The sequence below is a fragment of the Variovorax sp. V118 genome (assembly GCF_041154445.1).
GTDB lineage: Bacteria > Pseudomonadota > Gammaproteobacteria > Burkholderiales > Burkholderiaceae_C > Variovorax > Variovorax boronicumulans.
In genome coordinates, this window is the sequence record NZ_AP028663.1 from 1060897 (window position 1) to 1073500 (window position 12604).

The 12604-nt window shown below is 70.5% G+C and carries 11 protein-coding genes; 4 read left to right on the forward strand and 7 right to left on the reverse strand.

The features are described from left to right. The first annotated feature begins 61 nt into the window (after positions 1-61). Together ACAM52_RS04890 and ACAM52_RS04895 are read left to right on the forward strand one after the other, a co-directional pair. On the forward strand, positions 62-634 hold the full coding sequence (locus ACAM52_RS04890; RefSeq protein ID WP_369646295.1) for a thermonuclease family protein: 573 nt from the start codon (positions 62-64) through the stop codon (positions 632-634). A 60-nt stretch (positions 635-694) separates the two neighbouring features. After that, positions 695-2620, forward strand: a complete 1926-nt coding sequence (locus ACAM52_RS04895) for a PhoX family phosphatase (protein ID WP_369646296.1) — start codon at positions 695-697, stop codon at positions 2618-2620. 39 nt (positions 2621-2659) lie between these two features. On the opposite strand, the gene ACAM52_RS04900 is transcribed toward ACAM52_RS04895, so the two are convergent. Together ACAM52_RS04900 and ACAM52_RS04905 are read right to left on the reverse strand one after the other, a co-directional pair. Beyond that, positions 2660-2911: a hypothetical protein gene (locus ACAM52_RS04900; RefSeq protein WP_095948968.1), complete on the reverse strand. Its 252-nt coding sequence runs from the start codon at positions 2909-2911 to the stop codon at positions 2660-2662. A gap of 19 nt (positions 2912-2930) precedes the next feature. Then, a complete protein-coding gene (locus ACAM52_RS04905) occupies positions 2931-4277 on the reverse strand; it encodes an NAD(P)/FAD-dependent oxidoreductase (RefSeq protein ID WP_062477668.1) in 1347 nt (448 codons plus the stop codon). A gap of 300 nt (positions 4278-4577) precedes the next feature. On the opposite strand from ACAM52_RS04905, the gene egtB reads away from it, so the two are divergent. Continuing rightward, the gene (egtB, locus tag ACAM52_RS04910; RefSeq protein ID WP_369646297.1) at positions 4578-5843 is read left to right on the forward strand and encodes an ergothioneine biosynthesis protein EgtB; all 1266 of its coding nucleotides are present in this window, start codon (positions 4578-4580) and stop codon (positions 5841-5843) included. A gap of 26 nt (positions 5844-5869) precedes the next feature. Then, positions 5870-6868 (forward strand): L-histidine N(alpha)-methyltransferase, encoded by a 999-nt coding sequence (gene egtD, locus ACAM52_RS04915; RefSeq protein ID WP_095747679.1) that lies wholly within the window; start codon positions 5870-5872, stop codon positions 6866-6868. A gap of 3 nt (positions 6869-6871) precedes the next feature. Here the strand turns inward: egtD and ACAM52_RS04920 are convergent, their stop codons facing one another. The 5 genes from ACAM52_RS04920 to ACAM52_RS04940 are packed head-to-tail and all read right to left on the reverse strand — an operon-like array spanning position 6872 to position 12598. Further along, a complete protein-coding gene (locus ACAM52_RS04920; protein WP_369646298.1) occupies positions 6872-7252 on the reverse strand; it encodes a GFA family protein in 381 nt (126 codons plus the stop codon). 13 nt (positions 7253-7265) lie between these two features. Next, a complete protein-coding gene (locus ACAM52_RS04925) occupies positions 7266-8729 on the reverse strand; it encodes an NAD-dependent succinate-semialdehyde dehydrogenase (RefSeq protein ID WP_369646299.1) in 1464 nt (487 codons plus the stop codon). A gap of 12 nt (positions 8730-8741) precedes the next feature. Then, on the reverse strand, positions 8742-10013 hold the full coding sequence (gene gabT / locus ACAM52_RS04930) for a 4-aminobutyrate--2-oxoglutarate transaminase (protein ID WP_369646300.1): 1272 nt from the start codon (positions 10011-10013) through the stop codon (positions 8742-8744). A 33-nt stretch (positions 10014-10046) separates the two neighbouring features. Further along, the gene (locus ACAM52_RS04935; protein WP_369646301.1) at positions 10047-11093 is read right to left on the reverse strand and encodes an ABC transporter permease; all 1047 of its coding nucleotides are present in this window, start codon (positions 11091-11093) and stop codon (positions 10047-10049) included. After that, positions 11090-12598, reverse strand: a complete 1509-nt coding sequence (locus ACAM52_RS04940; RefSeq protein WP_369646302.1) for a sugar ABC transporter ATP-binding protein — start codon at positions 12596-12598, stop codon at positions 11090-11092. The genes ACAM52_RS04935 and ACAM52_RS04940 overlap by 4 nt, the downstream gene beginning before the upstream one ends. Positions 12599-12604: the final 6 nt, after the last annotated feature.

The following is a 12604-nucleotide window of genomic DNA, read 5'->3' on the forward strand; positions in this document are numbered from 1 at the left end:
CGCGCACTTCGCGCCGAGAATCGTCGGCCATTCTTGGCCCCGTGTTCTGCTTCCTTCTTGCATGCGCTTTCGTCCCGCCTTCCTGCTTCTTTCCCTCGGCCTTTCCCTCCCGCTGCTGACCCACGCCGCGTCGCCGCGCATCTGCCTCGTCGTGGGCGTGAGCGACGGCGACACGCTCACCGCGCGCTGCGGCCGCAGCGGTGCCTACGAGCAGGTGAAGGTGCGCATTGCCGCCATCGACGCGCCCGAGAAAGCGCAGCCCTACGGCCAGCGCAGCCGCCAGGCGCTGAGCCGCCTGTGCTACGCCGAGAAGGCCGTCATCACCGAGCGCGACACCGACCGCTACGGCCGCACCGTGGCCGACGTGCGCTGCAACGGCGAAGACGCCGGCCGCCGCCTGGTGGCCGAAGGCTGGGCCTGGGTCTACGACTACCACGGCATCGCGAAGAAGCGCGGCGGCGACCTGTTCCGCCTCGAGGCCGCGGCGCGTGCGCAGCACCTGGGTCTGTGGGCCGACACCGCGCCGACGCCGCCCTGGGACTGGCGTCGCGAACGGCGGGAGCAGCCGCGCAACGGCAACAACCACGGCGGCTCGCGGCCCTGGGGCGACGTGCGCTTCGAACCCCTGTCATGACGGCTTCATGGGGGCGCGGGAGCATCGCGGGTTCCCACGATTCCCACGGACCTTCAGGACATGGCCAAAGACTTCGCGCGCATGGAGGACTCGAACCCCTCCGGCAATCCCACCATCCACGACGTGTCCGATCCGCAGCGGCGGGTCTTCGTGCGCGGCGGCCTGGCGGCGGCCGTAGCGGGCCTGTTCGGTCCGCTGGCGGGCTGTGCCAGCACGGGCAGCGGCAGTAGCAGCAACGCCGTGAGCGGCCTGGGCCGCGCCATCGGTTTCAAGAGCGTGCCCATGGCGGCGGTCGACCAGGTCGTCGTGCCCGAGGGCTATCGCACGCAGGTGCTGTACCGCTGGGGCGACCCCACCGGCATCGCGGGTCGCATGCCCGCCTTCAAGACCGACGCTTCCGACTCCGCCGACGACCAGGCGCTGCAGGCCGGCATGCACCACGACGGCATGGCCTTCTTTCCGCTGGACGGATCGAACCGCGGCCTGCTAGTGCTGAACCACGAGTACGTGGACGACGGCCTGCTGCACACCGACGGCATGAAGACCTGGAGCGCTGCGAAGGTGCGCAAGTCGATGCACGCGCACGGCGTGTCGGTGATCGAGCTGCAGCGCGACGGCGCGGCCTGGCAGCAGGTGCTGCCCTCGCGTTTCGCGCGCCGCATCACCGCGCTCACGCCGATGACGCTCACCGGCCCCGCGGCCGGCCACCCGATGCTGCGTACCGCGGGCGACCCCTCGGGCACGCAGGTGCTCGGCACCTTCAACAACTGCGCCAACGGCCAGACGCCGTGGGGCACCTACCTGACCTGCGAGGAAAACTTCGCCGACTACTTCGAGGGCACCGCCACGCCCGACGCGCACCAGAAGCGCTGGGGCCTCAAGAAGGGCAACGGCGCCAAGTACCGCTGGCACGAGCACGAAGAGCGCTTCGACGTCGAGAAGCACCCGAACGAATCGAACCGCTACGGCTGGGTGGTCGAGATCGATCCGCAAGACCCGAGCTCGACGCCGCGCAAGCGCACCGCACTGGGCCGCGCCGCGCACGAAGGCGCCGCCGTGGCGCTCACCGACGACGGCCGCGCCGTGGTCTACATGGGCGAGGACTCGCGCTTCGAATACATCTACAAGTTCGTGAGCCGCGACAAGGTCCGCCCCGGCGGCGCCGCCGCCAACCGCGAGCTGCTCGACCACGGCACGCTGTACGTGGGCCGCTTCGACGTCGACGGCACGGGCGAGTGGCTGCCGCTGGTGCAGGGCAAGGGCGGGCTGGTGGCCGACAAGGGCTTCGCGACGCAGGGCGACGTGCTCATCAAGTCGCGCCAGGCCAGCGACCTCCTCGGCGCCACGAAGATGGACCGCCCCGAGTGGACCACCGTCGATCCGCTGACGAAGGAGGTCTACTGCACGCTCACCAACAACAGCAACCGCGGCGCCCCGGGCCAGCCCTTCATGGACGCGGCCAACCCGCGCTCCAACAACACGATGGGCCAGATCATCCGCTGGAAGGAAAGCGGCGACCTCGACGCCACGAAGTTCGCGTGGAACCACCTCGTGCTCGCGGGCGACCCGAAGCAGACGCGCTACGAGGCGCAGGGCAACGTCAAGGGCGACGCCTTCGGCAGCCCCGACGGCCTGATGGTCGATGCGCGCGGCGTGCTGTGGATCCAGACCGACGTGTCGACCTCCACGCTCGGCAAGGGCGACTACACGAACCTGCCCAACAACCAGATGCTGGCCTGCGACCCGACCAAGGGCGAGATCCGCCGCTTCCTGCTCGGCCCGGCCGGCTGCGAGATCACCGGTCTCACGGCCACGCCGGACCTGCGCACGCTGTTCATCAACATCCAGCACCCGGGCGAGCCGGCCAACGAGCGCAGCGACCCCGAGCGCCCGCTCGCGGTGTCGAAGTGGCCCGACGGCGCGGGCCGGCCGCGCTCGGCGACCGTGGTCATCACGAAGATCGACGGCGGGGTGATCGGCAGCTGACGCAGCCAAGGGGGCGCCTCGCGGGGCGCCCTCGGGGCTTCAGCAGTGGCCCGAGTACCAGCAGCGCATCTCGGGCATGAGCAGGCCCCAGACGAAGCTGATCGCGCACACGATCAGCATCAGCAGCGCGAACATGCGCAGGCCCTCGGCGCCCCAGCGCGGCGCGAAGATGCTCACGAGAAAGCCCGAGAGAAACGTGCCTTCGAGCCAGGCCGCGCCACCCCAGCGCAGGATCCAGAGCCAGAACAGCGCATCGAGCGCATGAAAGACGACCCACCAGAGCAACGTCATCGCGCGGCGTGGGAAGTGCTTACGACTCGCTGCGGCCCTGCACGTCGGCCACCACGCGCGCGTTGCGCTGGAAGCTCCAGTAGGCGCTGGCCCAGTCCCACATCACGACGACGCGGTTGCGGAAACCGATGAGGAAGTACGCGTGCGCGAACAGCCAGAACAGCCACGCGGGCCGGCCGCTGAAGCGCAGCGGGCCGAAGGGCGTGCCCAGGTCGACCACGGCCGAGTTGCGCCCGATGGTGGCCAGGTTGCCGTAGTCGGCGTAGCGGAACGGCACGGTGGGCTGGCCCGCCAGGCGGCGCAGGATGTTCGCCGCCGCCGCGCGGCCGGCCTGCTTGGCGCCGGGCGACACGCCGGGCACCGGCTTGGGCGGCTTGCCGGGCGCGTGGCTCATGGCGGCGGCCAGGTCGCCCACCACGCTGATCTCGGGGTGGCCGGCCAGGCTCAGGTCGGGCTCGACCTTGATGCGGCCCGCGCGGTCGCACTCGACGCCCGTGGCATTGCCGAGCAGGCGGCCCAGCGGCGAGGCCGCGACACCGGCCGCCCACACCACGCAGCTGCTGGGAATGCGGTAGCTCTGCAGCGGCGCGCCGTCGGGGCCGCCGCCGGTCTGCACCTCGAGGCCGGCGTTGTCGATGGCGGTGACGCGCGCGTTCAGCCGCACTTCCACGCCGAGCCGTTCCAGTTGTTCGAGCGCCTTCTGGCTCAGGCTTTCGGGCATGGCCTGCAGCACGCGCGGGCCGCCCTCGACCAGCAGCACCTGCGCGCTACCGGGATCGATGCGGCGGAATTCGCCCGCGAGCGTGTGCTTGGCGATCTCGGCCAGCGTGCCGGCCATCTCGACGCCGGTCGGGCCGGCGCCGATCACCACGAAGGTGAGCAGCGCGCGGCGGCGCTCGGGGTCGGCGGTGGTCTCGGCCGTCTCGAAGGACATCAGCACGCGGCGGCGGATTTCGAAGGCGTCGGCCAGCGTCTTCAGGCCCGGCGCGGCGGGCGCCCATTCGTCGTGCCCGAAATAGCTGTGCGTGGCGCCGGCCGCCACGATCAGGTGGTCGTAGGCCACCTGGCTGCCATCGGCCAGTTGCACCGTGCGCGCGGCCGGGTCGATGCCCGTCACCTCGGCCAGCAGCGTGGTCACGTTGGCCTGCTTGCGGAACAGGGCGCGCACCGGCGCCGCGATCGACGGCGCCGCGAGCCCGGCGGTCGCCACCTGGTACAGCAGGGGCTGGAACAGGTGGTGGTTGGTCTTGTCGATCACCGTCACATCGACGTCGGCCCGCTGCAGCTTGCGCGCTGCCTCGAGTCCGCCGAAACCGCAGCCGATGATGACAACGTGGGGCCTGGCCGAAGGAGAGGGGGTTTGCATCGCCCGGATCATACGCAGCGGGCCGGGGCGTCCAGGCGCAGGACGGGCTCCCGTGGCGGCGCGGCGGCGGCGTCTTGTCCTACGTGCTTTTGTCGCCCGAATGGGCTAAAACTTCCGGCTCATCTGAGAAGGTGTGAACGAACCCGCCATGCCCGCTCATCCCGCGCAGACGCGTGCCCTCGGCGTTGCAAATGCTCGCCGCAGCCCGAGCTGCGACTGCGCTTTGCGCCTTGATGGCACACGCCTGCGCGGGCCGCTCGGACACGGCGGATTCATTCACACCTTCGAACTGGAGACACCATGACGTTTTCCCGGCCGATCGCCCCCGTGGCGAGCGCCTTGCGCGAGCAATTCCGCACGGTGCGCGCCGCCAGCGTGGCGCTGGCCGCGCCGCTGTCCGCCGAGGACCAGTGCATCCAGTCGATGCCCGACGCCAGCCCGACCAAGTGGCACCTGGCGCACACGACGTGGTTCTTCGAGACCGTGCTGCTGCAGCCGCATGCGGCGGGGTACCAACCCTTCGATACGCGTTTTCATTACCTCTTCAACTCCTACTACGAGGCGCTCGGGCCGCGCCACCCGCGCCCCCAGCGCGGGCTGCTCACGCGGCCTTCGCTCGATGAAGTGCACGCCTACCGCCGCCATGTCGACGACGCGGTGCTCGCGCTGCTCGCGGCGCCGGAGGCGCTCGATTGGGCGGCCATCGAGGCCATCGTCGCGCTCGGGCTGAACCACGAGCAGCAGCACCAGGAGCTGCTGCTCACCGACATCCTGCATGCGCTGTCGTGCAACCCGCTGCTGCCGGCGTACAAGCCCGCGAGCGGCCCCGCGCGGCGGCTGGCCGCCGTGCCGGCCGAGGTGCGCTGGCTGGAACAGCCGGGCGGCACGGTCGAGGTCGGGCATGCGGACGAGGGCTTTTGCTTCGACAACGAGACGCCGCTCCACGCCGCCTTGCTGCGCCCCTATGCCATCGCCGACCGGCTGGTGAACTGCGGCGACTACGCGCAGTTCATCGCCGACGGCGGTTACCGCCGGCCCGAGCTGTGGCTGTCCGACGGCTGGGCCACGGTGCAGGCCCAGGGCTGGCGCCACCCGGCCTACTGGCTCGAAGCCGACGACCCGCGCATTGCCACCCTCGGCGCCGGCGGCGGTCCTGCCGCGCCCGGCGGCTGGCAGGTGTTCGGCCTGCACGGCGTGCGGCCGATGGAGGCCGACGCGCCCGTGTCCCAACTGAGCTTCTACGAGGCCGCCGCGTACGCCGAATGGGCCGGCGCACGGCTGCCCACCGAGTTCGAATGGGAAGCCGCCTTCGACGCGCCCGGCATCGCGCAGATGAGCGGCCACGTCTGGCAATGGACGCGTTCCTCGTACGACCCGTACCCGGGCTTTCGTCCGCTGCCCGGCATCGCGGCCGAATACAACGGCAAGTTCATGGTGGGCCAGCTGGTGCTGCGCGGCGGCAGCGTGGCCACGCCGGCCGGCCACACGCGGTCGAGCTACCGCAATTTCTTTCCGCCGGCGGCACGCTGGCAGTTCTCGGGGCTGCGGCTCGCGAAAGACCTTTGACCGACACCTCGATGGAGCCGAGCACCATGCGCAATCCGACCGCCCCGTTCGCCCTCGCCAGCCACCTGCAGCGGCAGGAAGCAGCGACCCCGCCCGACACCGCCCCGTGGTCCGAGTTCGGCCGTGCCATGCAGGCCGGCCTGGCGCGCACGCCGCGCCACATCTCGCCCAAGTTCTTCTACGACGTGGCCGGCTCGCAGCTGTTCGACCGCATCTGCGAACTGCCCGAGTACTACCCCACGCGCACCGAGCTGGGCATCCTGGGCGCCTGCGCCGGCGAGATCGCCGCGCAGATCGGGCCGAACGCCGAGATCGTCGAGTTCGGCGCCGGCTCGCTCACCAAGGTGCGGCTGCTGCTCGACGCGCTCGAATCGCCGAAGCGCTACCTGCCGATCGACATCTCGGGCGAGCACCTCGAAGCCGCGGCGGCGCGCCTGAAGGCCGACTACCCGGCGCTCGCGGTGCAGCCCATCGCGGCCGACTACACCATGCCGCTCGTGCTGCCCGCGCCCCTGGCCGGGGCGGGGCGGCGCGTGGGCTTCTTCCCGGGCTCGACCATCGGCAACTTCGAGCCCGACGAGGCGCTGGCGTTCCTGCAGCTTGCGGCGCGCATGCTGCGCGGCGGCGGCCTGCTGATCGGCGTCGACCTGGTGAAGGACCCCGACCGGCTGCACGCGGCCTACAACGACGCGCAGGGCGTGACGGCGGCGTTCAACCTCAACCTGCTGCGGCGCGCGAATGCCGAGCTGTCGGCCGACTTCGACCTCGACGGCTTCTCGCACGCGGCCTTCTACAACGCGCCCATGCGGCGCATCGAGATGCACCTCGTGAGCCGGCGCGCGCAGAGCGTGCAGCTGCGCGGCGAGCGCTTCTCGTTCGAGGAAGGCGAGACCCTGCACACCGAGTACTCGCACAAGTTCACCGTCGAAGGCCTGCAGGCCCTGGCGGTGCGCGCGGGCTTCCGCGTCGGGGCGGTGTGGACCGACCCCGAGCGGTTGTTCAGCGTGCACTGGCTCCTGAGCTGAGCCTCAGGACAGGTCCGCGCCGTTCACGAGCCGGACCGGCACGCTGGCCAGATCGACGCCTTCCAGGCAGCGCGCATTGATGGCCCATCCCGTGAACGGCAGCTTGCCTTCGGCCGTCTCTTGCGCGGTCGGCGCGCTGGGAATCCGGAACGGCATGATTCCGCAGGTGGGGCAGAAGTAGTCGCGTGCGGTCCGCGTGTGCCATTCATAGACCGTGAGGTCTTCCAGCGGCGTGAGCAGGCGAAGCGCCGATGCGGGCACGCGGTGAATCAGCGCGCCGCGGCGCCGGCACACGGAACAATTGCAGCTGCGGACATGGTCGAGGTCGGTGTCCACCTCGAAGCGGCACGCGCCGCAGTGGCAAGCGCCTTGGTACGTTGTCACGGGCAGCGCGTTCCTAGCTGTCCAGCCCCGCAAGGCACACGTACTTCACTTCGAGGAAGTCGTCGAGCCCGTACTTCGAGCCTTCGCGCCCCAGCCCCGACTGCTTGACGCCGCCGAAGGGCGCCTCGGCCGTCGACACCAGCCCGGTGTTCACGCCCACGATGCCCGATTCGAGTGCCTCGGCCACGCGCATGATGCGGCCGATGTCGCGGCTGTAGAAGTACGCGGCCAGGCCGAACTCGGTGTCGTTGGCCGCGGCGATGGCCTCGGCCTCGGTGTCGAACGCGAAGATCGGCGCCAGCGGGCCGAAGGTTTCCTCGCGCGCGAACAGCATGTCGGGCGTGGCGCCGCCGATCACGGTCGGCTCGTAGAACAGGCCGCCCAACGCATGGCGCTTGCCGCCCGCGAGCACGGTGCCGCCCTTGGCGACGGCGTCGGCCACGTGCTCCTCGATCTTCTCGACCGCCTTGGCGTCGATCAGCGGGCCCTGGTTCACGCCGGCCTCGGTGCCGTTGCCGACCTTCAGCGCGTTGACCTTGGCCACCAGCTTCTGCGTGTAGGCCTCGAGCACGCCGCGCTGCACGTACAAGCGGTTCGCGCACACGCAGGTCTGGCCGGTGTTGCGGTACTTGGAGACCATCGCGCCTTCGACGGCGGCATCCACATCGGCATCGTCGAACACGATGAAGGGCGCGTTGCCGCCGAGTTCGAGCGACAGCTTCTTGATGGTGTCGGCCGACTGTTTCATGAGCGTGCGGCCCACCTCGGTCGAACCCGTGAAGGTGAGCTTGCGCACGATGGGGCTGCGCGTCATCTCGCCGCCGATCTGGCTGGCCGAGCCGGTGAGCACCGACAGCAGGCCCTTGGGCACGCCCGCGCGTTCGGCGAGCACGGCAAAGGCCAGCGCCGAGAACGGCGTCTGCGTGGCCGGCTTCACGACCATCGCGCAGCCGGCCGCGAGCGCGGGCCCGGCCTTGCGCGTGAGCATGGCGGTGGGAAAGTTCCAGGGCGTGATGGCGGCGGTGACGCCCACGGGCTGCTTGAGTGCCAGGATGCGGCGGTCGGCCTGCGGCGCGGGAATGGTGTCGCCGTACACGCGGCGCGCTTCTTCGGCGAACCACTCGATGAACGAGGCGGCGTAGGCGATCTCGCCGCGGCTCTCGGCCAGGGGCTTGCCCTGCTCGGTGGTCATGATCAGCGCGAGGTCGTCCACGTTCGCGAGCATCAGGTCGTTGAGCTTGCGCAGGATGGCCGAGCGTTCCTTGGCGGGCACCTTGGCCCAGGCCTTCTGCGCCTTCTCGGCGGCGGCAATGGCGCGCACGGTTTCCTCGGTGCCGCACATCGGCACGGTGCCGATGTGCTCGCCGGTGGCGGGGTTGGTGACGGCGACGGTGGTGCCGTTGTCGGCATTCACCCAGGCGCCGGCGATGCAGGCCTGCTGGCGCAGCAGGGTCGGGTCTTGGAGTTTCAGTGGCATGGGTGGTTTGTCTCAGGCTTGCAATGCGGCGGCGAGGATGTCGAGGCCTTCGCCGAGCACCGCGTCTTCGATGGTCAGGGGGAACAGGAAGCGGACCACATTGGCGTGCACGCCGCAAGTCAGCAGCAACAAGCCCGCGTCGCGCGCTCGGGTTTGCACCTGCTTCGTGAACTCGGGGTCGGGCGCGCCGTCGGCCCCGGCGAACTCGACCGCCACCATCGCGCCCAGGCCGCGCACGTCCGCGATCTGCGGCACCCTGGCGCGCAGCCCTTCGAGGCGCGCCTTGAGCCGGTCGCCCAGCACCTGTGCGCGCTCGCACAGGCGCTCGTCCTCGATCACGTCGAGCACCGCATGCGCCGCCGCAATGGCCAGCGCATTGGCAGCGTAGGTGCCGCCGAGGCCGCCGGGCGCGGGCGCGTCCATGATCTCGGCGCGACCGCACACGGCCGACAGCGGCGTGCCGCCGGCCAGGCTCTTGGCCATCGTCATGAGGTCGGGCACCACGTCGTGATGGTCCATGGCAAACCACTTGCCGGTGCGCGCGAAGCCGGTCTGGATCTCGTCGGCGATCAGCAGGATGCCGTGGCGGTCGCAGATCTCGCGCAGCGCGCGCATGAAGGCGGGCGGCGCGGCGTAGAAGCCGCCTTCGCCCTGCACCGGCTCCAGGATGATGGCCGCCACCTGCTCGGGTTCGATGTCGGCCTTGAACAGCTTGTCGATGGCGCGCAGCGAATCGTCCACCGACACACCATGCAGCGCAATCGGCGCGGGCACGTGGAAGATGCTGCCGGGAAAGGGGCCGAAGCCGGTCTTGTACGGCACCACCTTGCCCGTGAGCGCCATGCCCATGAAGGTGCGGCCGTGAAAGCCGCCGCCCAGCGCGATCACGCCGGGCCGGCGCGTGGCGGCGCGCGCGATCTTGATCGCGTTCTCGACCGCCTCGGCGCCGGTCGTGAAGAAGGCGGTCTTCTTGGCGTGCGTGCCGGGCGTGAGGCGGTTCAGGCGCTCGGCCAGCGACACCACGCTTTCGTACGGCACCACCTGGTAGGCCGTGTGGGTGAAGCAATCGAGCTGCGCGCGAATGGCCTCGACCACGCGCGGATGCCGGTGGCCGGTGTTGAGCACCGCGATGCCCGAGCCGAAGTCGATGTAGCGCCGGCCTTCGACGTCCCACAGCTCGGCGTTGAGCGCGCGCTCTGCATAGATGGGAAAGCCGATGCCGACGCCGCGCGGCGTGGCGGCGATGCGGCGCGCGTCGATGGCGGCGTTGGTCCTGGATGTCATGAGGTTCTTTCGTTGCTTGTGTTGGTTGGAGGCTCAGTGGCTGCCCGGCGCCACCATGCGATGGCGGATCTGGTCGGCGACCACGGCCACGATCAGCAGGGCGCCCAGCACCACCATCTGCAGGTACGAGCCCACGCTGGCCAGGTTCATGCCGTTCTGCACCAGGCCGATGAAGATGGCGCCCATCACCACGTTGGGCACGCGGCCGATGCCACCGCGCAGGCTCACGCCGGCGATCACGCAGGCCGCAATCGATTCGAGCGCCACGGTGCCGCCGAGGTTGGCTTCGCCGGTTTCCACGCGCGCCGTGAGCAGCAGGCCGCTCACGGCCGCCAGGCCCGCGCACAGCAGGTAGGCCATGAGCAGCACGCGGCGCGTGTCGATGCCCGACAGCGCCGCGGCCTTGGCGTTGCCGCCCACCGCGAGCAGGTGCGTGCCGGTCGGCAGGCGGCCCATGAGCACGCCCATGCCGGCCACGCACACGGCCGTCACGAGAATGGGAACTGGCACGCCGAGCACGGTGCCGAAGCCGAACAGCTCGCTGAACTGCGCCGGCATGCCCGACACCGGCACGCCGCCCGTGAGGAACAGCGCGAAGCCGAAGCCGATCGACTGCACGCCCAGCGTCACGATGAAGGGCGACACGCCGATCACCGCCACGCCGAAGCCGTTGATGAGGCCCACCACCAGCCCGGCGAGCATCCCGCAGGCGCAGCCCACGAGCACCACCATCCAGGCCGCGTCAGGAAAGGCCGCGCCCAGCGCCTGCATGGCGAGCGCGGAGACCACCGAGGTGATCGCCATCACCGTGCCCACCGAGAGGTCGAAGCCGCCGGTGACCAGCGCCAGCATCTGGCCCAGCGACACGAGGATCAGGTAGACCGACTGGCGCAGCAGGTTCACGAGGTTCTGCACCGTGAGGAACTGGTCGGACAGCGTGGCGAACACCACGCAGGCGATCACCAGCATGAAGGGCAGCACGCCCAGTCGCAAGAAGAGGCTGCGCAGCAGGCCGAGGGCACGCCCGGCCAGGCCGGGCGTGGAGGCCGCGGGTGCGGCGGTGAGGGAAGGCGAAGTCATGAGGAGGGGTTCTCGCTGGGGCCGAAAAACAGGTTGAGCACGGCGGTTTCCTGGATGGCGTCGCCGTGCAGCTCGCCGGCGATCTCGCCGCGGCACATCACGTACACGCGGTGGCTCAGGTGCAGCACCTCGGGCAGGTCGGACGAGATCACGACCACCGCGGCGCCGCCTTCGCAGAGCTTGCGGATCACCTCGTACAGCGCGCTGCGCGTGCCGACGTCGACGCCGACCGTGGGCTCGTCGAACACGTAGAGCGCGGCGTCGCGCGTCATGCCCTTGCCGAACAGCACCTTCTGCTGGTTGCCGCCCGAGAGCAGGCCCACGGGCCGTTCGAGGTTGCGCGGCGCGAGTTCGACGCGCTCGGCGGCCGTCGTGGAAAGCCGCCGGCCGAGGCGCTTGCGCAGCCAGCCGCCGCGCCCGCGCAGCGGCCCGTGCACCAGCGGCAAGATGATGTTGGCGCGCGACGTGAAGCCGAGCACCAGCCCTTCGCCCTTGCGGTCGGGCGGCAGATAGAAGAGGCCGTCGTCGAGCAGCTGGCGCACCGTCGCGCCGGTGCGCGGCTGGCCCTTGAACAGCACGCGGCCTTCGCTCACGGGGTCGAGCCCGTAGATCGCGCGGAACAGCTCCGACTTGCCGCAGCCCACGAGGCCCGCGAGCCCAACCACTTCGCCGCGCCGCACCGTGAGGCTGGCATGGCGCACGCCGTTCGGCGAAGCCAGTCCTTCAACCTGCAGCACCACCTCGCCGGGACTGGCCGTGATGCGCGGGTAGATGTTGTCGATGGCGCGCCCGCTCATCAGCTCGATGAGCCGGTCGGCGCTGGTCGCATGCGCGTCCACCGTCGTGACCTTGCGGCCGTCGCGCAGCACCGTGATGCGGTCGGCGATCTGCGCGATCTCCTGCATGCGGTGCGAGATATAGACGATGCCCACGCCGCGCGCCTTCAGCCGCGCCACCAGTTCGAACAGGCGCTGCGTCTCGGTGTCGGTGAGCGAGGCCGTGGGTTCGTCGAGGATCAGCACCGACACCTCGCCGCGCAGGCCCTTGGCGATCTCCACCATCTGCTGCTGCGCGCGCGTGAGGCCCGCCACGGGCGCGTCGACATCGATCTCGAAACCCAGGTCGGCCAGCATCGTGCGGGCGCGTTCGCGCACCGCCGTGCGGTCGAGCAGGCCGCGCTGGCACGGCTCCTCGCCCAGGCTCAGGTTCTGCGCCACCGACAGCGTGGGGATCAGCGAGAACTCCTGGAACACCGCGCTGATGCCGTGGCGCCGCGCGTCGTGCACGTTGGCGAACTTCACCGGCGCGCCGTGCATGCGGATCTCGCCCGCCGTCGGCACGTTAGCGCCGGCCAGCAGCGAGATCAGCGTCGACTTGCCGGCGCCGTTCTCGCCGAACAGCACGTGCACCTCGCCGGCGCGCAGCTCGAAGTCCATCGCATCGAGCGCGAGCACGCCGGGGTAGCGTTTGCCCAGGCCGAGGGTCTGCAGCAGCACGGGAGCCATGGCCGG